The sequence below is a fragment of the Dyella lutea genome (genome assembly GCF_024158035.1).
In the GTDB taxonomy this organism is placed as follows: Bacteria; Pseudomonadota; Gammaproteobacteria; order Xanthomonadales; family Rhodanobacteraceae; genus Dyella_A; species Dyella_A lutea.
Map to the genome: position 1 here is coordinate 26,339 of NZ_JAMZEK010000004.1, position 21,441 is coordinate 47,779.

Annotated in this window: 21 protein-coding genes; 10 read left to right on the forward strand and 11 right to left on the reverse strand. The window is 68.7% G+C overall.

What is annotated here, in order from left to right:
* Position 1: 1 nt before the first annotated feature.
* The 3 genes from NC595_RS16715 to NC595_RS16725 form a co-directional block, all read right to left on the reverse strand.
* A complete protein-coding gene (locus NC595_RS16715; RefSeq protein WP_253568416.1) occupies positions 2-424 on the reverse strand; it encodes an HIT domain-containing protein in 423 nt (140 codons plus the stop codon).
* On the reverse strand, positions 421-1,095 hold the full coding sequence (locus NC595_RS16720) for a dienelactone hydrolase family protein (RefSeq protein ID WP_253568418.1): 675 nt from the start codon (positions 1,093-1,095) through the stop codon (positions 421-423). The genes NC595_RS16715 and NC595_RS16720 overlap by 4 nt, the downstream gene beginning before the upstream one ends.
* Before the next feature lie 76 nt (positions 1,096-1,171).
* Positions 1,172-1,828, reverse strand: a complete 657-nt coding sequence (locus tag NC595_RS16725) for a dienelactone hydrolase family protein (RefSeq protein ID WP_253568420.1) — start codon at positions 1,826-1,828, stop codon at positions 1,172-1,174.
* Between the two features lie 137 nt (positions 1,829-1,965).
* Between NC595_RS16725 and rimO the strand changes: the two genes are divergently transcribed.
* Both rimO and NC595_RS16735 read left to right on the forward strand, forming a co-directional pair.
* Positions 1,966-3,309, forward strand: coding sequence for a 30S ribosomal protein S12 methylthiotransferase RimO (gene rimO / locus NC595_RS16730; protein ID WP_253568421.1), 1,344 nt, complete (start codon positions 1,966-1,968; stop codon positions 3,307-3,309).
* A 56-nt stretch (positions 3,310-3,365) separates the two neighbouring features.
* On the forward strand, positions 3,366-4,151 hold the full coding sequence (locus NC595_RS16735) for a DUF3025 domain-containing protein (RefSeq protein WP_256489629.1): 786 nt from the start codon (positions 3,366-3,368) through the stop codon (positions 4,149-4,151).
* A gap of 28 nt (positions 4,152-4,179) precedes the next feature.
* Here the strand turns inward: NC595_RS16735 and NC595_RS16740 are convergent, their stop codons facing one another.
* From NC595_RS16740 to NC595_RS16750, 3 genes are all read right to left on the reverse strand, one after another.
* Complete coding sequence (locus NC595_RS16740; protein ID WP_253568425.1) at positions 4,180-4,464, reverse strand: hypothetical protein; 285 nt, start codon at positions 4,462-4,464, stop codon at positions 4,180-4,182.
* Between the two features lie 107 nt (positions 4,465-4,571).
* Complete coding sequence (locus NC595_RS16745) at positions 4,572-5,210, reverse strand: peroxiredoxin-like family protein (protein WP_253568427.1); 639 nt, start codon at positions 5,208-5,210, stop codon at positions 4,572-4,574.
* Between the two features lie 157 nt (positions 5,211-5,367).
* Complete coding sequence (locus NC595_RS16750) at positions 5,368-6,354, reverse strand: OmpA family protein (protein ID WP_253568429.1); 987 nt, start codon at positions 6,352-6,354, stop codon at positions 5,368-5,370.
* Positions 6,355-7,001: 647 nt separating this feature from the next.
* On the opposite strand from NC595_RS16750, the gene NC595_RS16755 reads away from it, so the two are divergent.
* Entirely contained in the window at positions 7,002-7,838 is an 837-nt protein-coding gene (locus tag NC595_RS16755) for a sulfotransferase domain-containing protein (RefSeq protein ID WP_253568431.1), read from the forward strand.
* Positions 7,839-7,890: 52 nt separating this feature from the next.
* Here NC595_RS16755 and greB read toward each other — a convergent pair whose 3' ends face one another.
* The 3 genes from greB to NC595_RS16770 are packed head-to-tail and all read right to left on the reverse strand — an operon-like array spanning position 7,891 to position 11,158.
* On the reverse strand, positions 7,891-8,397 hold the full coding sequence (gene greB / locus NC595_RS16760; protein WP_253568434.1) for a transcription elongation factor GreB: 507 nt from the start codon (positions 8,395-8,397) through the stop codon (positions 7,891-7,893).
* A complete protein-coding gene (locus tag NC595_RS16765) occupies positions 8,394-9,659 on the reverse strand; it encodes a hypothetical protein (protein ID WP_253568436.1) in 1,266 nt (421 codons plus the stop codon). Before NC595_RS16765 ends, greB begins: the two co-directional genes overlap by 4 nt.
* On the reverse strand, positions 9,656-11,158 hold the full coding sequence (locus NC595_RS16770) for a helicase HerA-like domain-containing protein (RefSeq protein WP_253568438.1): 1,503 nt from the start codon (positions 11,156-11,158) through the stop codon (positions 9,656-9,658). The genes NC595_RS16765 and NC595_RS16770 overlap by 4 nt, the downstream gene beginning before the upstream one ends.
* Before the next feature lie 109 nt (positions 11,159-11,267).
* Between NC595_RS16770 and NC595_RS16775 the strand changes: the two genes are divergently transcribed.
* Positions 11,268-12,746 carry a transglycosylase SLT domain-containing protein gene (locus NC595_RS16775; RefSeq protein ID WP_253568441.1) on the forward strand — a complete coding sequence of 493 codons (1,479 nt, stop codon included), beginning with the start codon at positions 11,268-11,270 and terminating at the stop codon, positions 12,744-12,746.
* A gap of 3 nt (positions 12,747-12,749) precedes the next feature.
* On the opposite strand, the gene NC595_RS16780 is transcribed toward NC595_RS16775, so the two are convergent.
* Together NC595_RS16780 and asd are read right to left on the reverse strand one after the other, a co-directional pair.
* Positions 12,750-13,196: a hypothetical protein gene (locus NC595_RS16780; RefSeq protein ID WP_253568443.1), complete on the reverse strand. Its 447-nt coding sequence runs from the start codon at positions 13,194-13,196 to the stop codon at positions 12,750-12,752.
* A gap of 134 nt (positions 13,197-13,330) precedes the next feature.
* The gene (gene asd / locus NC595_RS16785) at positions 13,331-14,167 is read right to left on the reverse strand and encodes an archaetidylserine decarboxylase (RefSeq protein ID WP_253568445.1); all 837 of its coding nucleotides are present in this window, start codon (positions 14,165-14,167) and stop codon (positions 13,331-13,333) included.
* A gap of 63 nt (positions 14,168-14,230) precedes the next feature.
* Between asd and prmB the strand changes: the two genes are divergently transcribed.
* The 6 genes from prmB to NC595_RS16815 all read left to right on the forward strand — a co-directional run bounded on the left by prmB (position 14,231) and on the right by NC595_RS16815 (position 21,340).
* Entirely contained in the window at positions 14,231-15,151 is a 921-nt protein-coding gene (gene prmB, locus NC595_RS16790; protein WP_253568447.1) for a 50S ribosomal protein L3 N(5)-glutamine methyltransferase, read from the forward strand.
* A 103-nt stretch (positions 15,152-15,254) separates the two neighbouring features.
* Positions 15,255-16,343: a chorismate synthase gene (gene aroC, locus NC595_RS16795; protein WP_253568449.1), complete on the forward strand. Its 1,089-nt coding sequence runs from the start codon at positions 15,255-15,257 to the stop codon at positions 16,341-16,343.
* A 44-nt stretch (positions 16,344-16,387) separates the two neighbouring features.
* Complete coding sequence (locus NC595_RS16800; RefSeq protein WP_253568451.1) at positions 16,388-17,407, forward strand: 2-hydroxyacid dehydrogenase; 1,020 nt, start codon at positions 16,388-16,390, stop codon at positions 17,405-17,407.
* A 124-nt stretch (positions 17,408-17,531) separates the two neighbouring features.
* Positions 17,532-18,560 carry an aspartate-semialdehyde dehydrogenase gene (locus NC595_RS16805; protein ID WP_253568453.1) on the forward strand — a complete coding sequence of 343 codons (1,029 nt, stop codon included), beginning with the start codon at positions 17,532-17,534 and terminating at the stop codon, positions 18,558-18,560.
* Between the two features lie 123 nt (positions 18,561-18,683).
* On the forward strand, positions 18,684-18,878 hold the full coding sequence (locus NC595_RS16810) for a hypothetical protein (RefSeq protein ID WP_253568455.1): 195 nt from the start codon (positions 18,684-18,686) through the stop codon (positions 18,876-18,878).
* 161 nt (positions 18,879-19,039) lie between these two features.
* On the forward strand, positions 19,040-21,340 hold the full coding sequence (locus NC595_RS16815; protein ID WP_253568457.1) for a motility hub landmark protein FimV: 2,301 nt from the start codon (positions 19,040-19,042) through the stop codon (positions 21,338-21,340).
* Positions 21,341-21,441: the final 101 nt, after the last annotated feature.

Consider the following 21,441-nt stretch of genomic DNA (forward strand, 5'->3'; position numbering starts at 1 on the left):
CTCAGCCCGCCTTGGCGGCGAGCCGGTCGCGCAGCGCGGCGACCAGGCGCTCGCGCACCGGCGCGGCATACGGTTCGGCGGCGCCACTGCCCCAGACCGGGCCGGGCCAGGCGGCGTCGCCCTCGCGACGGGCGACCACGTGGACGTGCAGCTGGCGCACGATGTTGCCCAGCGCGCCGAGGTTGAGCTTGTCGCAGGGCGCCACCGCGCGCAGCGCGTTGCTGGCAAGTCGGATCTCGCGCCACAGGCGTTCCTGATCGATCCCGTCCAGGTCGTGGATCTCGCTCGTCGCCGCGCGTCGTGGCACCAGCAGCAGCCAGGCGAAGCGGGCGTCGTCCATCAGCCGCACGCTGCATAGCGGCAGCTCGATCACCGGCACCGAGTCGCCGCCGAGGCGGGGGTCCAGCGCGAACTCCGCGCTCATTCCGCGCTACCGAGTTCGCGGGCGAAGAAATCCAGCGTGCGCTGCCAGGCCAGCGTCGCGCTGGGCGCGTCGTAGGCGTGCGGGTCGACGTCGCGGTTGAAGGCGTGGCCGGCCGGATAGGTGTGCACCGGCATCTGCGGCAGTTTCTCGCGGTGCTGCTGCACGGTCTCCGGTGGGATCGAGGTATCGCGCTCGCCGAAGTGGAACAGCACCGGTGCCTTCAGCGTCTCGTCCAGGTAGACCGGGTTGCGCGCGCCGTAGTAGCTCACCGCCGGCAGGCCCAGCCGCTGCGCCGAGCGCAGCGCGACCGTGCCGCCCCAGCAGAAACCGACCACGCCGATGCGCCCGGCCGAGGCGATCGCCTCGGCCGCACTGGCCACGTCGTCCACCGCCAGCTCGACGCCGACCTCGGACACCAACGTGCGGCCGCGGGCGAAGCCGGCGTCGTCGTAGCCCAGCTCCACGCCGCTCTCGACGTGATCGAAGAAGCACGGAGCGATCGCGGTATAGCCGGCTTCGGCGAAGCGGTCGGTGACGGCGCGGATGTGCGCGTTGACGCCGAAGATCTCCTGCACCACCACGATGCCGCCGCGGGGCTTCCCCGTCGGCTGGGCGAGGTAGGCACCGATGCAGTGCAGGCGGGTGGTGTTGAGGCTGATCGACTGACCCATGGGCACGCCTCCGTGAGGGTTGACCAAACCACAAGTCTAGTCCGCTTCCCGCACCGGGGCGGAGCGCCGGGCCGGGTCAGCCGACGTGTTCGGCGAAGAAGGCCAGCGTGCGCTGCCAGGCCATGGCGGCACTGGCGGCGTCGTAGGCGCCCCGGTGGTCGCAGTTGAAGCCGTGGTCCGCCTCGTATTCGTACACCGCAGCGTCCGGATTGGCAGCGGCCACCCTGGCGCGGTCGGCCGCGGTGATGTGGGTGTCCTTCAGCCCGTAGTGGAAGATCAGCGGTGCCCTGGCTGGCTTGCCAACCAACTGGGTGTTGCTGCCGCCGTAGTAGCTCACGCTGGGCAGGCCCAACTCGATGGCCGCGGCGTAGGCGACCGAGCCACCCCAGCAGAAGCCGATCGTGCCGACCTTGCCGGCAGCGGCCACGCGCTTCGCCGCGGCAGCCACATCCTGCACGGCGCGCTCGAAGCTGACCTGGGCCTTCAGCGCCACGCCTTCGCGCATGCCCTCGGCGTCGTAGCCGAGCTCCACGCCCGGTTTCACCGAGTCGAACAGCGCCGGTGCGATGGCGGTGTAGCCGGCGGCGGCGATGCGGTCGGCGACGTCGCGGATGTGCGCGTTCACGCCGAAGATTTCCTGCATCACCACGATGGCGCCGCGCGGCATGGCGGCCGGTTCGGCGAGGTAGGCGCCGATCGGCGTGGTGCTCTGTAGTTCGATCATCCGACCCATGGGGTCTCCTTTGATGGCGGTGAAAGGGGGGGGGGGGGGTTAATACCTGTCGCGTCAGGCATACGTGCAGGACCCGCTTCCGGAGGCGGGGGCAGCCGTCGCGTTACAATGAAAGGCTGCCCCATCCGGTAACCGTCATGTCTGCCCAGTCCACCTCCCAGAAGATCGGCTTCGTCAGCCTCGGCTGCCCCAAGGCGCTGGTCGATTCCGAGCGCATCCTCACCCAGCTGAAGGTCGAGGGGTACGAGATCGTGCCCAGCTACGACGCGGCCGACGCGGTGGTGGTGAACACCTGTGGCTTCATTGACGCGGCGGTGCAGGAATCGCTGGACGCGATCGGCGAGGCGCTGCACGAAAACGGCAAGGTGATCGTCACCGGTTGCCTGGGCAAGCGCGAGGAATTGATCCGCGAGGCCTACCCGGACGTGCTGTCGATCAGCGGCCCGCAGGACTACGCCAGCGTGATGAGCGCGGTGCACACGGCGCTGCCGCCGGCGCGCGACAAGTTCCTCGACCTGGTGCCCGATACCGGCGTGAAGCTGACCCCGAAGCACTACGCGTATCTCAAGATTTCCGAAGGCTGCAACCACCGCTGCAGCTTCTGCATCATCCCCTCGATGCGCGGCGACCTGGTGTCGCGGCCGGTCGACGAGGTGCTGCGCGAGGCCGAGCGGCTGGTCAAGGGCGGCGTGAAGGAGCTGCTGGTGATCTCGCAGGACACCAGCGCCTACGGCGTGGACGTGAAATACGCCGAGCACCTGTGGCGCGACAGGAGCTACCGCACGCGGATGATCGAGCTGTGCGAGGGCCTGTCCGAGCTCGGCGTGTGGACGCGCCTGCACTACGTCTACCCGTACCCGCACGTGGACGAGCTGATGCCGCTGATGGCGGCCGGCAAGATCCTTCCCTACCTGGATATCCCGTTCCAGCACGCCAGCCCGCGCATCCTCAAGCTGATGAAGCGCCCGGGCAACATCGACAAGACGCTGGAGCGGGTGAAGAACTGGCGCAAGGCGGTGCCGGACCTGACCCTCCGCAGCACCTTCATCGTCGGCTTCCCCGGCGAGACCGACGCCGAGTTCGAGGAGCTGCTGGACTTCCTGCGCGAGGCCGAGCTGGACCGCGTCGGTGCCTTCACCTACTCGCCGGTGGACGGTGCCAGGGCCAACGAGCTGCCCAACCCGGTCTCCGAGGAGCTGAAGGAAGATCGCCTGGAGCAGTTCATGGCGGTGCAGGCGGAGATCTCTGCCGCCAAGCTGCAGCGCAAGGTCGGCCGCACCATCCAGGTGCTGGTCGACGAGGCGAACGAGGGCGGCGCCGTGGCGCGCTCGGCGGCCGACGCGCCGGAGATCGACGGCACCGTGCTCATCGCCGACGGCCAGCAGCTCAAGCCCGGCCAGTTCGTGCAGGTGCTGGTGGAGTCGGCCGGCGAGCACGACCTGCAAGCCCGTCTTGCGCCATCCGTGCTGCCGGTGGTGTGAAGCGGCAGCGCTACGTCGCCCCGGCGCGCGAGGCGGTCGATCCGGCCGTGTTCGCGATGCCGCCGCTGGACGCGTGGAGCGAGTACGCCGAGCTGCTGCGGGGAAACGACTGGCCCGCCATCGATGCGCTGAACGCGCGGCGCGGCGGTGATGCGCTGCCGCGTTTCGCCGCGCAGGACCGCGCCCTGCTCGATGATGGCCTGCACTACGAGCAACGCATCGCCGAACGCGGCGTGGTCGCCACCCGCGCGCGCAACTGGCACGACCTGTTCAATGCGCTGGTGTGGCTGCGCTACCCGGCGCTCAAGCAGGCGCTGAACCAGCGCCAGGTCGAGGAGATCGCCCGCATGGGCCCGCGCGAGCGCTCACGCTCGCAATGCGCGATGACCCATTTCGACGAGGCCGGGGTGATCGTGCGCGTGGCCGATCCGTCGCTGCTGGCGCGGTGGGATGCGCACGACTGGCACGGGCTGTTCTGGCGCGAACGTACCGCCTGGCTCGACGGTCGCATCGCCGTCGCGGTATTCGGCCACGCCCTGCTGGAGCACGCGCTCATCCCGGGCAAGCTGCTGGTCGGCAAGGCGCTGGTGGTGGCGGCCGAGGCGGAGGCACCGTGGGTGCCGATCGTCGCCGGTCTGGCCGGGTGCACTGCGCGAGCCGCGCTGTTGATGGATCCGCTGGAACTGCGGCCGCTGCCGCTGTCCGGCATCCCGGGCTGGCATCCGGACAACGGCGGCGAGGCCTTCCATCGCAGCACACCGTGCTACCAGCCGCGGCGCGAAGGGCGCAGTTATCCGCCGCCCTGGACGATTCCGGATATCGCCGGACTGTCGAGAGCCTGAGTCCAGACCGGCCGCGCGGGTATCGAAGCTAGAGCTGGAACAGCGCGACCGGCAGGACCGCCACGCCGACGGCGAGCACCTGCAGCCCCAACACGCCCAGGCCGCGTGCCGGCGCCTTTGGCATCCAGTGGAAGGCGAAATGCGCCACGAAGGGCAGCTGACCGACGATCAGCAGCTGGAACAGATGGGCCGCGGCGCCCTCGTCCGCCTGGCGTACCGGTCCGGACAGCGCCAGGTAACCGAGCACGATGGCCAATGCGGCCAGCGACATGAGCAGTGGCGCGATGGCGCTGACGTGACGAATGGTTTTCATCGACGTAACCCGTTCAACGCTTCGGTGGATTGTGCGCCGCGCAGCATGCCTGGCCAAGCGGTGCCCGCGATGCCCTCATGTGACGCCGGTGAGCTACTGGCATGGCATCACGGGTGCTCGTCCTGTTCCTGCCGGGCGATCGCTTTCGCCGCGGCCAGCACCACCGAGGCGGGAATGCGCACGCGGTAGTCGGGATGCGAGTACGAGAACTGAAGCTTGCCATGGCCGTCGACGATGAACACCGAAGGCACCGGCAGCACCGGCTGTGCCTCGCCGGTCGATGCCCTCAGATCGATGCCGTAGCCCTGGTACTGCGCCAGCAGCTTGGCGTCGACCCGGTAGCCGATGCCGAAGGCCTTCAGTGCGTTGGCAGGGCTGTCCGACAGCAGGGTATAGCCGAGCTTGTCCTTGCCGAGGGTCTTGCGCAGTTCTTCCGGGCGATCCGGGCTGATCGCGAGGATGCGGTAGCCCAGCGCCTCGGCGTCCTTCTGGATCAGCCGCAGCCGGCTCAGCTGCAGGTTGCAGTAGGGGCACCAGCCACCGCGGTAGAACACCAGGATCGCCGGCTTGCCGGCGACCTGGTCTTTCAGCGTGGTGGGCTGGCCGTCCAGCGTGCGCAGCATCACTTGCGGCAGCTTGGAACCGAGCAGGATCGGGTGGACCTGCTCGGGAGCGTTCGCCAGCGCACCGGCGGTGGCGGAGGCGGTGCCCAGCAGCAGGGCGGCGGAAAGGAGGAACCTGAGCATGGGCGTTTCCATCGGGGGGGACGTATCGACCATTCGCCGGACGAGACTCGCTGGATACGCGGGATGGCCGCGGCAGTGGGGGCCGCTCGAGCGGACCGCCGCCCGGCGAGTGGGAACGGGCCGCGGCCCACTCCCACTCCGCATGACGACAGGGCGACTACTGGGCGACCAGCTCGACCCGCCGGTTCTGCGCGCGCCCGGCATCGGTGGCGTTGCTGGCCACCGGCGCCCACGAAGCGACGCCTTCGGCGGCCATGCGGTTGGCGGCAATGCGATAGCCCATGGCCAGAGCCTGCACCACGGCCTGCGCGCGCTGCTGCGACAGCGCCAGGTTGTGCGCTGCGGAGCCGGTGTCATCGGTATGGCCCACGATGTAGACCTTCAGTGCGGGATGCCCGGTCAGCAGCTTGGCCATCTCCTCCAGCGTGGCCTTCGATGACGGGTCGATCGTGGCGCTGTCGTTGGCGAAATGCAGACCGTACAGGGCCACGTGGCCGCTGCTCGCCAGGCTCTCATTCATCGCCTTGGCGTTCACCGTGACCTCGCCGGATGCCATCGGCTGGTGTTCGCAGATTTCCAGGAGGATGCCGGGAGGGTAGTTGTCGCCCTTGCCCACCAGCAGCACCAGATCGATATCGCCCTGGGGGCGGGAGAGATGGGCGGTCAGGGCATCGATGTTGTCGTTGGTGGGTTCCAGCTCATGCAGCAGGTCGCTAGTGGAGTCGGGATTCAGCGCCTGGAGCACCGGATCGAGCACGGCGCTGGCAAAGCCATAGCCGTCGCCGCACGTGGCGTCACCTTCGCATGAGAAACGGGTGGAGAAGCCCGCCGACTGCAGTGCCGACTGGAAGTTGCGGAAGATCTCCAGCGCGCTCTTTCCGGGGGGAGCCACGTAGCTGATGCGGGTGATGCGTCCTTCGGCCGTGTCCGATTTCGACAGTTTGTCGTCCACGGTCTTGCCCAGTGGCAACAGCATCCGGTCGTAATCGACCGTCTGGTATCCGGTGATCAGCGAACCGGCAAAGCGCGACACGAGCGGATGATCGTGGCTCCCGGGGATGTCCTTGTCGGGCATGTCCTGCGCTGCGGCGACGCCGGCGAGGGACAGGATGACGATGCTCAAGAGCAGGCGAAACGGTTTCACGTGTGCGGATCCTTGCGGGTGTGGTGGAACGAAGTGGGCTTGGCCGATCCATGCGGCTCGTTCCGTGGCCGATGGCGGATTCGGTCGTCCGGCAGGGGCGGAAAGTTTATCGTCCACGCTTTTCTTTGGCACCGCGTGGCATGGGCGGGCGGCGGGTTGGCAAGGCATTGGCGGTGGCGGCCGGCGTGGCCGTGCCGCGGGCCGGGATCGTCGTCGAACTGGCCTCGCGCACCCCGCCAGCGGGTTGCCGATGGATTTGCTGGGATGGTGTGTCCGCTGCCGCTGTCAGTCATCCCTGGCAGGCACCCGCGCAACGGTGAGCGAGCGTTCCACTGCGACGCCATGTGCCACTCGCCGTGTGGCATGTGGCGTCGCTACCCGCCGATCCGGCTCCGGTGCTCACGCTGACCGGCTTCCCTGCGGCGGCCAGCGTGTGTGCGGACACGAACAAGGCACGTATCCGGCGACGCGTGGTGTACGCGTTTCTTGGTCTCGCGCCAAATCCTTCGAATCCACGATGATCGCCCGGGCTGCGGTCCGGATGAAGGCTGGAACACGCCGGATGCCGGGCGCCGCTTTCGTTCGCGTCGGCAATGCGGCGGCTGGTAGCATCGGCGCCCCCCTTTTTGTCACTGGCGAAAACCACCATGGGCAACATCGTCTGGCTGGCTTCGTATCCCAAGTCCGGAAATACCTGGCTGCGCGCGTTCCTCGCCAACCTCATCGCCAACCGCTCCGTTCCGGTACCGCTGAACGAGCTGTCCCGGTACGCCGAAGACGAGGCGAACCCGGACCTCTTCAGCGAGTTGGGGGGGCGGCCCAGCAGCGGCCTCGATATCGAGGAAATTGCCGTGCTGCGTCCGCAGGTTCACATGGCGATTGCCGGGCGGGCCGCGGGGACGTGTTTCGTCAAGACGCACAACATGGCGGGCAGCTTCAACGGATATCCGCTCCACAACATGCAGGTAACGGCGGGAGCCATTTACGTGGTGCGCAATCCGCTCGATGTGGCGGTCAGCATGACCCATCACTTTGGCATCGGCCTCGACGAGGCGATCGAGCGTCTGGGCAACGAAAACGTGGCGACGGCCAACGACGCCCAGTTCGTAAGCCAGATTCTCGGGTCGTGGTCACAGCACGTACGGAGCTGGGCCGACATCAAACATGATCGCGTCCTCGTCGTGCGCTACGAGGACATGATCGACAAGCCGGTCAAGGTCTTTCTGAAAATTGCCAGGCTGGTGACGGCCGGCGTCGACCGCACCCGTATCGATCGCGCCGTCCGCCATGCGGAATTTCGCAATCTCGCCGGAATGGAAAGGCAGGGCGGGTTCATCGAGGCGTCGGACAAGGGCGTGCGCTTTTTCAGGAAGGGCCGCGCCAACGAATGGCGTGCCGCGCTCACGCGCGAACAGGTTCGGCGTGTGGTCGAGGCACACCGCGAACAGATGCAGCGTTTCGGGTACGTCCCGGCCGGATTCTGACGGATCCCGTGATGCCCGGCTTCCAGCCGGCTGCCGATAGGCGAGGGGGCGCTCAAGCCCGGTCGTAGGTGATCGACAGGATCGCGAACCGTGCGGGCCCGGCGGGCAGTTCGGCGGAGACTTCGTCGTCCAGGCGCTTCTTCAGTATCGCGCGGGCCAGCGGCGAGTCGATGCTGATCCAGCCGAGCTTCGCGTCGGTCTCGTCCGGGCCGACGATGCGATAGCGGCTGGTTTCGCCGTTGTCGACGTTCTCCAGCTCGATCGTGGCGCCGAAGAACACCGCGTCGCGGTCGGCCGGCGCGCCTTCGGCCACCTTCAGCGAAGGGATGCGCCTGCTGAGATAGCGCACACGGCGGTCGATCTCTGCGAGTTGCTTCTTGCGGTAGGTGTACTCGGCGTTTTCCGAGCGATCGCCCTCGGCCGCGGCGGCGGCCAGCGCCCTGACCACTTCGGGGCGCAGGGTGTGCCAGAGGTGGTCGAGCTCGGCTTTCAGACGCTCGAAGCCGGCGCGCGTGATGATGGCCGTCGACGACGGCGAAGGAGGGCGCCAACGGCTCATGCGCGGGTTCCGGAATGCAGTTGCTGGATGCGGGCGAGCAGCTCGTCGTGCTGCGGATGGTCGGTCCAGGCGCTGGCGATGCGCCCGAGCAGCACGGCGGCCTCCATCGCCTGGCCTTCGGCTTCCAGTTCGCGCGCGGCGAGCAGGGCGACTGCGGGCGCGCGCCCGTCGCGCGGCCAGCGGGCCAGCCAGCCGCGACAGAGCTTGAGCGCCATCCTGCGCATGCCGCTGCGCGAGGCGGCCTCGGCCAGCGCCCCGGCATTGCCGGGGTCGTCGGGCAGGAAATCGGGGTCGATCGTCAAGCAGTCCTGCACCATGCCCAGCGCCTTGCGCGGCTGGCTGTTCGCCATCAGTGCGGCGATGCGGATCTGTCCGTGCACCAGCAGCGCATCGGTGAGCTGCTGGCGGCGCAGCAGGTCGCGGTAGGCCTGGTGCAGTTCGGCCGGTGCCTCTCGGTCCTGCAGGCGGGGGACCAGCAGCCGCGTCGCAGCCATCGGATCGTTCGTGGCCAGCTCGCGGACATGGTCGAGCAGCCGCTGGTCGTCGTTGCCACCCAGCGCCTCGGTGATCAGTTCGGCCTCGGGCGTCAGGCCGAAATGTTCGTGCCGACGATGGATCATCGCGCCCATCAGGTGGAAGCCGAGCACGATCAGGTAGGTGTAGGCGAACGCGAACAGCGGCAGCGAGAGCAGGCGCGGGAGCCGTGCGCTGATCATGGAGGCCAGTACGGCCAGGATGCCCACGGTCACGTTGATGCCGACAGGCAGCAGGTAGGCCCAGCCGAAGCGCCGGATGATCTCGCCCCAATGCAGCGGGTTCAGCGCCAGCGGCAGGCTCCCGTCGAAGGCCAGCGCCATGTCGATCGCCGGCAGTACCAGGGCCACGGCCAGCAGGGTGGGCCAGAATAGCTCGGGCGAGTACAGCGGCGCCGCCACGCAGCAGATGGCGGCCAGCACGTGCACCGCGGTCAGCCCCCAGGCCGCGCGGTCGCTGTCGCCCAGGCCGACGTCGGGAGGGTCGGCGAAGCCGTTGGCAGTGTGCAGCATGCACTCGGCGGCGTAGCGCCAGGTGGCGCCCCAGACCAGCAGGCTGGCGGCTGTGCCGAGGAACAGCGGCAGCAGGCCGAGGTAGTGGACCAGCGCCAGGCCAACCAGGGTGGGCAGGGCCGCACCGCGCAACGGGTAACCGAGCCCCGTGGCGAAGCGCTCACCCAGCGGCGTGTCCGGGGCGACCGTGCGGATGCGGACGTGCGCTGGCTTCAACGCTTGCCGCCGAAGATGCCGCCCAGCACGCCGCGCAGGATCTGCCGACCGAGCTGGTTGCCGACGGTGCGCACGGCGGACTTGCCCAGCGCCTCGATCATGCCCTGGCGGCGCTTGGTGCCGAACAGCGCGTCGTGCACCGCCTCGCCCCAGGCCGAGCCGGGCGTGCCGGCGGTGGAGGGGGCGCTGGTGGCGACTTTCTCGGCGTCGGCGGCCTTGTCCTGCGCGCGGGCGGCGAGCTTCTCGGCGGCCGATTCGCGGTTCACCGGCGTGTCGTACTTGCCGCCCACCGGCGAGCGCATGCGCACCGTCTGGCGCTCCTCGGCGGTGATGGCGCCGATGCGGCAGCACGGCGTGGTCACCAGCACCTGCTGCACCGGTGCGGGCACGCCGCCGTCGCCCAGCGTGGAGGCGAGCGCCTCGCCCACGCCGAGCTGGGTGATCGCCTCGACCACGTCGAGCTTGGGATTGGCGACAAAGGTTTCCGCCGCTGCCTTGACCGCCTTCTGGTCGCGCGGGGTGAAGGCGCGCAGCGCGTGCTGCACGCGGTTGCCGAGCTGGCCGAGGATCTCGCCGGGCACGTCGTCCGGGTTCTGCGAACAGAAGTACACGCCCACGCCCTTGGAGCGGATCAGCCGCACCACCTGCTCCACGCGCTGGCGCAGCGCGGGCGGGCAGTCGTCGAACAGCAGGTGCGCCTCGTCGAAGAAGAACACCAGCTTCGGCTGGTCCAGGTCGCCCACTTCCGGCAGCTGCTCGAACAGCTCCGACAACAGCCACAGCAGGAAGGTGGAGTAGAGCTTGGGCTTCATGATCAGCTGGTCGGCGGCCAGCACGTTGATCACGCCGCGACCGCTCATGTCCTGGCGCATCAGGTCGACCAGGTCCAGCGCCGGCTCGCCGAAGAACTGGTCAGCGCCGTCCTGCTCGAGCTTCAGCAGGGCGCGCTGGATCGCCGCGATGCTCTGTGGACTGATCAGGCCGTACTGGGCGGAAATGGTCTTGGCGTTCTCGCTGGCGAAGCCCAGCATGCTGCGCAGGTCGGCCAGGTCGAGCAGCAGCAGGCCCTGGTCGTCGGCCACCTTGAACACCACCTCGAGCACGCCCTGCTGGGTGTCGTTGAGCTCCAGCACGCGGCCGAGCAGGGTCGGGCCCATCTCGCTGATGGTGGCGCGCACCGGGTGGCCGAGCTTGCCGTACAGGTCCCAGAACACCACCGGGTTGGCCTGCGGCTTCCAGTCGCTGAGCTTGAGCTTTTCCAGGCGCGCCTTGAGCTTGTCGCCCGGTTCGCCGGCGGCCATCGCCAGGCCTGCCAGATCGCCCTTGGCATCGGCCAGGAAACAGGGCACGCCGAGCCGGGAGAAGCCCTCGGCCAGCACCATCAGCGAGACCGACTTCCCGGTGCCGGTGGCGCCGGCGATCATGCCGTGGCGGTTGCCGTAGCGCGGGTCGAGGCTGACGCCGGTCGTGTCGTTGCGGCCGATCAGGATCTGGCTCATGGGTTCTCGCTCCCTGGGAATGGGCCGATTCTACCCAGCGTGAGCGGTTTCATTGAGTCGGCGGGCGCACACGGCTACTGTGGCGGTTTCGTCCTTGCCGATCTGCCTCATGTCCGTGCGTGTCCCGTTGTTCCGTTCGCTGTCGTTCGCTGTCGCTGTTTCGCTGGCCGGTTGTGCCAGCGCCCCGGACAAGGCACCGGCATCTCCTTCGCTCAATGCGCTTTACGGCCAGCTGGACACGGCCAGTCAGGGCTACGAGAACGCCCTGCAACAGGCGCGGGCGGGTGACGAGGCCGGTTCGGAGAGGACTCTCGCAGCCGCACTCGACCAGCTGAAGCAGGCGGCCGCCGGTTGCGACGCCGCGAGCGGCTGCGACCCCCAGCGGTTCTACGCCGTCTACGATCGCCTGCTGCGGCTGAAGGACGGCAGCGACATCGGGGTGGAAGGTCTGGATACAGCTGGCGAGTCGGCCGGGCCGGACGGCGTGGCGAAAGGAGCGGCCAGTCTGCCTCAGGCGCGCCGCTCGGTGACGCTGCTGCACGGACAGAAGCTGTCCGAGCTGATCGCGATGAACGGTCCGGTCAAGGCGGCGCTGGAGATGTGGCTGACGCAGTGGCGCCCGAACTTGATGGATGCCTGGGTCAACTACCAGTACATGCGCTTCGAAATGTGGCCGCAGTACCGGAAGGCCGATCTGCCGGAAGCGCTGCTGTTCGGCATCATGGCCAAGGAATCCGGCGGCAAGGTGCATGCGGTATCGCGCTCGGGCGCGGCCGGGCCGCTGCAGTTCATGTATTCCACCGGGCTGCGTTTCGGGCTGGGCACGGACAACGGCTTCGACACCCGCTTCGACCCGAAGCAGGCGGCGCGCGCCAATGCCGAGTATCTCAACGAGCAGCTCGGTGCCTTCAACAACAACCTCGAGCTCACCCTGGCCGCCTACAATGCGGGCGAGGGCCGCATGCGCCGCATCGCCGGCGACCGCCCCGGGGTGAGCTTCTACGATCCGTCGGTGTACGACGAGTTGTCGCAGGAAACCCGTGACTACGTGCCGGCGGTGCTGGCTGCGGCCTGGCTGTTCCTGCACCCGGACAGCTACAACCTGCATTTCCCGAAGGTGGATGGCCGGCCGGGGCAGGTGGTGCTCAAGCGCCCGGCCTCGCTGTCGGAGCTGACCGTCTGCCTGGGCAACACGGCGAACCTGCCGGGCGGCTGGTTCCGCACCCTGCGCAACCTCAATCCCCGGATGGATCCCGAGGCGGAGCAGCCGGTCGGTACCACGCTGGCTCTGCCCAAGGCGCTGGAACGAGCCTATGCGGCGCGCTGCGTGGATGGTCCGTGGCCGATTCTCGCCTCCGACCTGCATGATGCAGTGGTGCCTAAGCTGGCGGTCGACCCGTCACCGGACAAGCCGCAGCGCCAAGGCCCCACGCGACATTACCGCGTGCGCTCTGGCGACACGCTGATCGGTATCGTGCACCGGATGCGCTGTTCCAGCGTGCGGGACGTGGTGGAGGCGAACGAGCTGCACGGTCACCGGATCAAGCCGGGCCAGGTGTTGCGGATCCCGGACTGCCGGCGCCGCTGAGCTTCAGGCGGCAGCGGCTTCACCCGCCCAGCCGTGGCTGGCGTCACCGGTTGGCGCCGCTTGGCGCATTTCCTTCAGCTCGCGCAACTGGCGCATTAGCTGGCGGTATACGGACTGCAGGCTGCCGAGCTGCGCGTCCTTGGTCTCGTGATAGGCCACGGCCAGCCACAGTGCAATGCCGCGGATGGCGATCTCGACGTTTTCCGAGCGCGCCCGGGTGTAGCCGATCTCGGTGCCCTGGCCCCACGGCAGATAGCGTTCCTCCGGCGGAGTGCCATAGAGGTGCGGGAAGTCGCAGCGGGTGGCCTGGCCGATCTCGCGCAGGGCGAGCGTGCCCAGACGCATGCGGTTGTGCCGCGACAGCCCCCGAATGGCCTGCTGGATGTCACGCAGCTGGCGATTGAGCTGGCGGGCGCGGTTCAGGGCGATGAGCTGGGTGAGCAGGCGCATGGGACTCTCGAGCACGGCGGCAGCGCATTCATACGCTGTACACCAGAATACTCGGGCTCGCGTCAGTTTTGTACGGTCGTGGTCACAAACTGCCGCGCATGGTCACGAATATGTGCGCCAGCTGCCGTTTTGCGTCACCCGTGCCCGAGGCGCTGGCCCACCTTCACGGGCTGCTGGGAGGTGAGCAGGTCCCATTCGGCCATGCCCGGGGGGAGCAGCAGGATCACCGTCGAGCCCATGTTGAAGCGTCCCATCTCGGCAAAGCGCCCGAGCCGGATGTCCTGTCCGGAGAAGGACTTGCGGCGGATGTCGGAGGCATAGGGAGGGATCACCAGTCCATCCCAGACGGTGGAGACGGACGAGACCAGCACGGCTCCGACCATCACCACGGCGAACGGGCCGTGCTCGCCGTCGAAGTGGCAGACGAGCCGCTCGTTGCGGGCGAACAGGCGGGGGATGGCCTCCACCGCGAACGGCGCCACGCTGAAGATGCGCCCGGGGATGTGCACGGTCTCGCGCAGCTTGCCGGCCAGCGGCATGTGCACGCGGTGATAGTCGCGCGGGGAGAGGTAGACGGTGACGAAGCGGCCACTGCGGTACGGTTCGGCCGCGGCGTCGTCGCCCAGCAATTCGGCGGCGGTGAACGACTGCCCCTTGGCCTGGAAGATGCGGCCATCCTCGATCGTGCCGGCCTGGCTGATGCGGCCGTCGGCCGGGCACAGCACCGTGGCGGGGTCAGGGTCGGGCTGGCGCGCATCGGGCTTCAGCACACGGGTGAAGAAGGCGTTGAAGTGCTCGTAGGCGCGTGGGTCCGGCTGCGCCGCCTCGGCCATGTCGACCTGGTAATTGCGCACGATGGTGCCGATCAGCCAGTCCTTCCAGGGGCGGAAGGTCCAGCGGGTGGCCCAGTAGACCACCCGCGACAGCGCGCGGTGCGGCAGGATGTACTGCAGGAATACCTTGAAAGTCATCCGGTCAGTATAGGGGCGAGGCTCCTATAATGGCCGGCTCGCCTTTGCCGCCCGGAACGCGCCGTGACCGCCGAACTGTCTACCATCATCGACTTCATCCGCTACGGCGCCAGCCGCTTCTCGGCGGCCGGGCTGACCTTCGGTCACAGCCACGACAACCCGATCGACGAGGCGACCCACCTGATCCTGGCGGCGTTGCACCTGCCGCCAGACCTGCCGCCGGCCTACGGTGCGGGCAAGCTCGTGGCCGAGGAGCGCGAGCGGGTGCTGGGGCTGATCGAGCGCCGCGTCAGCGAGCGCGTGCCGGTGGCCTACCTGGTGGGCGAGGCCTGGTTCGCCGGGTTGAAGTTCAAGAGCGACCGCCGCGCGCTGGTGCCGCGCTCGCCGATCGCCGAGCTGATCGAGTCCGGCTTCGCGCCGTGGCTGGATCATCGCCACGTGGAGCGTGCGCTGGACGTGTGCACCGGTTCGGGCTGCATCGGCATCGCGATGGCCGAGTACAACCCGGACTGGCAGGTCGACATCGTCGACATCAGTCCCGAGGCGCTGTCGCTGGCGCGCGAGAACATCGTGTTCCAGCATGTCGAGGACCGGGTCGAGGCAATCCAGTCCGACCTGTTCGCCGGCGTGCAGGGGCGTCGCTACGACCTGATCGTGTCCAATCCGCCCTACGTCACCGAGGACGAGTACGCGGCGCTGCCCGGCGAGTACAGGCACGAGCCGAAGCTGGGCCTGACCTCTGGCGAGGACGGGCTGGACCTGTGCCTGCGCATGCTCGACGAGGCGGCCGACTACCTCACCGAGGACGGCCTGCTGATTGTCGAGGTGGGCGAGAGCGAGCGGGCGCTGGCCGAGCTGCTGCCGCAGGTGCCGTTCGTGTGGATCGAGTTCAAGGTTGGCGCGATGGGCGTGTTCGCGCTGGAGCGCCGCGACCTGATCGAGCACGCCGAGGCGATCCGCGCCGTGGCCCAAGCCCGTCGTTGATCGGTTTCCGGGCGGCCGCCACGGCCGCCGGCTGTGGCAAGATGCAGTGCAGCATGAGGCCGGGCGATCCGGCCCCGGCACCTTCTTCCCAGCGGTAGCGCCCGTGTCCAGCAACTCCTTCGGCAAGCTCTTCACCGTCACTACCTTCGGCGAAAGCCACGGCCCGGCCATCGGCTGCGTGGTCGACGGCTGTCCGCCCGGACTGGCGATCGCCCCGGAGGATTTCCGCGCCGACCTGGAGCGCCGGGCCACCGGCCGCACCCGGCACACCTCGCAACGGCGCGAGGACGACGTCATCGAGATCCTTTCCGGGGTCTACGAGGGGCGCACCACCGGCACGCCGATCGCGTTGCTGATCCGCAACACCGACCAGCGCAGCAAGGACTACGGCGACATCGTCGAGACCTTCCGCCCCGGTCATGCCGATTACACCTACTGGCAGAAATACGGCATCCGCGATCCGCGCGGCGGCGGCCGCTCGTCGGCGCGCGAGACCACCATGCGCGTGGCGGCTGGCGTGATCGCCAGGAAATGGCTGGCTGAGCGTTATGGCGTGCGCGTGCGCGGCTACCTCTCCCAGCTGGGCGAGGTCGCGCCGACCGCCATCGACCTGGACGCGGTCGAACAGAACCCGTTCTTCTGGCCGGACACCGCCCAGGTGGCGGAGCTCGAGGCCTACATGGACGCACTGCGCAAGTCCGGCGACTCGGTAGGGGCACGGGTCACCGCGATTGCCGAGGGTGTGCCACCGGGCTGGGGCGAGCCGATCTACGGCAAGCTCGATGGCGAGCTGGCCGCGGCGATGATGTCGATCAATGCGGTGAAGGGGGTGGAGGTGGGCGACGGCTTTGCCGTCATCACCCAGCGCGGCACGCAGCATCGCGACGAAATTCATTTGGACGGCTTTACGTCCAATCATGCCGGTGGCATCCTCGGCGGGATCAGCACCGGCCAGCCGGTGGTCGTCTCGGTGGCGTTCAAGCCCACTTCCAGCATCCTCGTCCCCGGTGCCAGCGTGAACCTTGCCGGCGAGCCGGTGGAGGTGGTGACCAAGGGGCGCCACGACCCCTGCGTGGGCATCCGTGCCACGCCGATCGTCGAGGCGATGCTGGCCCTGGTGCTGATGGATCAGGCCCTGCGCCATCGCGCCCAGTGCGGCGATGTCGGCGCGGTGTCGCCCCGCATTCCCTGAGCGGATCCGCGCCACGCGCGCCGCTCTCCGACCAGGTTTCCGGCATGAGCAAGCGTTTCAAGGTGTGGGTCTCGCGACCGCTGTTCGCCGACGTGCTGGCGCGGCTCGAACAGTACGTGGACATCGACGCCGAAGCGGTGGAGCGGGTCCATGACGCGCAGGAGCTGAAGCAGCGGCTGGCGGCGGTGGATGGCGCGATCATCGGCCTGGCCGACCGCGTCGATGCCGCGACGCTCGTCGGGAACGACCGGCTCAGGGTCATCTCGAATCTGGCCGTGGGCTACAACAATCTCGACATCGAGGCGCTGACGCTTGCCGGCGTACTGGCCTGCAACACGCCGGAGGTGCTCAACGAGACGACGGCCGACTACGCCTGGGCGTTGCTGCTCGCCGCGGCGCGGCGGGTCGGCGCCGCCGAGCGCTGGCTGCGCGCGGGGCGGTGGAGGGGCGCGATGCGCTTCGACGACTGGCTTGGTGTCGACCTGCACGGCCGCACGTTGGGTATCCTCGGCATGGGGCGCATCGGCCAGGCGGTGGCGCGGCGCGCCAGCGGGTTCGACATGCGGGTGCTTTACCACAACAGAAGCCGCTTGCCGGCGCCGGTGGAGTCCGTGTGCGCGGCGCGCTGGGTGGACAAGGCCGAGCTGCTGCGCGAGTCGGACCATCTGGTGCTGGTGCTGCCCTATACGTCGGAGAGCCACCACATCATCGGTGCCGCGGAGCTGGCGCTGATGAAGCGCGGCAGTGTGCTGGTGAACATTGCCCGCGGCGGCCTGGTCGACGAGGCCGCATTGGCGGCGTCGCTGCGCGAGGGGCACCTGGCGGCGGCCGGGCTGGACGTCTACGAGGACGAGCCGTTGGTGTATCCGGAGTTGCTGGGGTTGGAGCAGGTGGTGCTGAGTCCGCATCTGGGCAGCGCCAGCGCCGACACCCGCCGCAACATGGCCGAGCTGGCCGTCGACAATGTGCTGGCGGGTCTGGGCCTGGGGCCGAAGGCGGGGCGTCCGCCCGCGCCGATCAATCCCCGGGTGCTGGAGGCGAGGAGGCCTGGCAGTAAAGCGTGACCCGTTTCACGGCCGCGCAGTTGGTGCATTTGAGTTGCGTTCCGCCCCGGCTAGATTCCCGCGAATGCGGGAACGTCATCGGCCCGGCGGCCCTTTTCCGACATTCCTGGCAGACAGATCAATCATGAGCAAGAAGAGCAGTTACAAGGTGGCGATGGTCGGTGCGACCGGCGCGGTGGGCGAGGCCCTGCTGTCGATCCTGGCCGAACGCGATTTTCCGGTGAGCGAACTGGTGCCGCTGGCGAGCGAACGCTCGGCCGGAGGCCAGGTCGAGTTCGCTGGCAAGAAAGTCACCGTGCAGAACCTGGCCGACTTCGACTTTGCCGGCGTCGACATCGCGTTCTTCTCCGCCGGCGGTTCGGTCAGCCGCGAGCACGCGCCGCGCGCCGCGGCGGCCGGTGCGGTGGTGATCGACAACACCTCGGAGTTCCGTTACCAGGACGATATCCCGCTGGTGGTCAGCGAGGTCAACCCACACGCCATCGCCGACTACACCGTGCGCAACATCATCGCCAACCCGAACTGCTCGACCATGGGCATGCTGGTGGCGCTGGCGCCGATCCACCGGGCGGTAGGCATCGAGCGGATCAACGTGGCCACCTACCAGTCGGTGTCCGGTGCCGGTCGCTCGGGCCTGGAGGAGCTGGGCAGGCAGACCGCGGCCCTGCTCAACTTCCAGGACGTGGAGCCGGGCAAGTTCCCCAAGCAGATCGCGTTCAACGTGATCCCGCATATCGACGAGTTCCAGGCCAACGGTTACACCAAGGAAGAGATGAAGATGGTCTGGGAGACGCGCAAGATCCTCGAGGACGCGTCGATCCAGGTAAACCCGACCGCGGTGCGCGTGCCGGTGTTCTTCGGCCACTCCGAGGCCGTGCACATCGAGACCCGCGACAAGATCACCGCCGAGCAGGCGCGGGCGCTGCTGGAGCAGGCCGAGGGCGTGGTGGTGATCGACGACCGCAAGGCCGGCGGCTACCCGACCCCGGTGGGCGACGCGGCCGGCAAGGATCCGGTCTACGTCGGCCGCATCCGCGAGGACATCTCGCACGAGCACGGACTGGACCTGTGGGTCGTGTCCGACAACATCCGCAAGGGCGCAGCGCTCAATGCCGTTCAGGTGGCCGAGCTGCTGGTCCGGGACTATCTGTAAGAGGGTGGATCGATGATGCGTACGGGTCCGATGTATAGGCTGGTCCTCGGCGGCATGCTCTCCGTGAGCTCGGCGGCGGCCTGCGCGGCGGCATCGCCGGCGCATGGCGCGGAAGGGGGAAGGGTGGCCCAGACCCACAAGGCCGTGGCCAGCCATGCCGCCGAGGTCGCCAAACTCCAGCGACAGGTGGCCAAGCAGGAGGCGCGCAGCCGCCAGGCAGACCAGCGGCTGCGAGAGCAGGACCAGGCGCTGGAGCGCCTGCGTCGCGAGCTCAAGGCGGCCGGAGTGTCCGACGACGCGGTCGCCACCGGCCCGTGATCGGGCACAATAATGAGAAGCTGGCGCAGAAACATCATGCAAGTGGTCGCCGCGCCTATTGTTGATTGGCTGGCATATAACTAAAGTGGCGCGTCATTCAGGCGGTTGTCGCAACTTGCGGCCACCGGGTTAAGCGTCACGGGGAGTCCGGGGGAAACGCGATGAATCGTTCGTTGAAACTGTCTTTGATGCTGGCGCTGGCGCTGGGGAGCAGCCAGGCGGCAGCGCTCGAGCTGGGCCAGATCCAGGTGAAATCGGCGCTGGGACAGCCGCTGGTGGCGGAAATCCCGGTGACGCCGGAAGGCGCGGGGGATCTGCGCAATCTCAGCGCGAAGCTGGCTTCGGACGCGGATTTCATGCGTGCCGGCATTACCGACGGCCGGACCTCGGTCCCACTGAGCTTTGCCATCGTTAATGGCCCGCACGGCACCAAGCTGATCCGCATCACCAGTGCCGAGGCGATCAACGATCCCTACCTCGATCTGCTGGTCGAGGTGGACAACGCCTCCGGCAAGAGCCTGCGCGAATACACCATCCTGCTCGATCCGCCGGGCATGGCATCGGCACCGCCGGCGGCCTCCGCTGCGGCGCCGGCCCGCAAGGCGCCGACTCGTGCACCGGCTCCTGCCCGGGCTGCTGCGCCGCAGGTGGCGGCGAATGGCCAGATCGGGCCGGTGCAGAGCGGTGAAACGCTTTCCGCCATCGCCGCCAAGGTGCGACCGGACGGTGTCGACCTCAACCAGATGCTGCTGGCGCTGAAGCAGTCCAACCCGGATGCCTTCTATCGCGACAACATCAATGCGCTCAAGCGCGGCGCCGTGTTGCGCGTGCCCAGCGCCGAGGAGGCCCGTGCTACCTCGATCGCCGCGGCGATGGCCGAAGTGCGTCGGCAGAACAGCGATTGGCGCGCGGGCACCGTCTCCGCGCCGACCAACGTCGCCGATGCCGGCACCCGGTCTTCGGCTTCGAGCTCGCCGACGGCGCCTGCGACCAAGGCCAGCGACCATCTCGAGTTGCTGCCGTCCGCCAAGGGCGGCACGAGTGCCAGCGCCGGCGGCGGCAAGGCCGCCGACCTGCGTCGCGACCTGCAGCAGAGCCAGGAGAGCGTGGCCAACCTGCAGCAGCAGAGCGCCGACCTCCGGTCGCGCCTGAAGGACCTGGAAGACATCAACGGCAAGAACCAGCGTCTGCTGGCACTCAAGGACAGCGAGATCGCCGAGCTGCAGCGCAAGCTCGCCGAAGCCCGCAATGGCGCCCCGGCGGGTGAGCCGGTCGCCGCCCCCGCTACGGCACCCATGTCCGCGCCAGCGACCGTGGCAAGTGTCGCCAAGCCGGCTCCGGCGACGGCGCCGCTGCAGCCCGCTTCGGCATCGACAGCCCCTGCTGGCAGCGCAGCTCCGGTGTCGGCATCCACCGCCGGCGCTCCCGCTTCCGCCGCGAGCGCGCCGTCCGGAGCCAAGCCGCAGGCCAGCGAGCCGGTCGCCAAGCCCGTGGAGAAGCCGGCAGCGAAGCCGGTGCCGGCCAAGGTTGCGCCCAGGCCCGTGGCGAGCGAAGAACCCTGGTACATGCAGACCTGGGCTTGGGCCGCCGGTGGCGGTGCCATCGTGCTGCTGCTCCTCCTTTTCCTGCGCGGCCGACGCAGCCAGGCTCCGGCCAAGAGCACGTCCTCGCTGGCCGACCGCTTCGGCTCGGCGCCGCCGCTGGACGATGCTGGCGGCAGCGATCCCGACCAGGACGAACTGCTCGATCAGCTCGCCGAACACCCCGACGACATCAGCCTGCACCTTGAGCTGGTCAGCCTGTACTACCACCGTCGCGACGTGGAGCATTTCGAGGCTGCCGCGGAGGCGATGTACGCCCACATCAGCGATCCGCAGCAGTCCGAGTGGCAGGACGTGGCGGCGATGGGCGAGGATCTGGTGCCGGGCCACCCGCTGTTCGCCGGTGTCGACACGTCGGTGCCCGAGTCCGAGCGCGCCCCGCTGGGCGGCTTCAACCTCGACGAGCCGGCCGAAGACCTGCACGAGGGCGCCCCGGTGCCGCCGCCGATGCCGTCCGGTCCGTCCAAGATCAGCGAGTACCACTTCGACTTCAACCTCACGCCCCGCCCGGGTGCGCAGGGCGACGCCGGACACCACGAGGAGCCGGGCGAGCCGGCTGAAGAGCATCCGCTCGGCGCCATGGACGAGAGCCTGTCGCTGGATTCGCTCGCCAATGAACCGGCGGCGGCTCCGGCCGGCGGGGCGGACGAACTGCCGGCATGGCAGCCGTCCGAGGGCGGCGGCGACTTCGAGATGGGCGAGTTCAGCGACGACCCGATCGACACCAAGCTCGACCTGGCCCGCGCCTACCTCGACATGGGCGACGCCGATGGCGCCCGCGCCATGCTGGAGGAAGTGCTGGCCGAAGGCACGCAGATGCAGCGCGATACCGCGCGACGCCTACTCGACGGCATCGCCTGACCGCTTCGCCTGACCGCTTCGCCCGCGTGCCCCGAGCCCGGATCGACCCTGCGTCGGCCCGGGCTTTTTCTTGCCGGCTGCTATGCTCGGCCCCCTTTTGA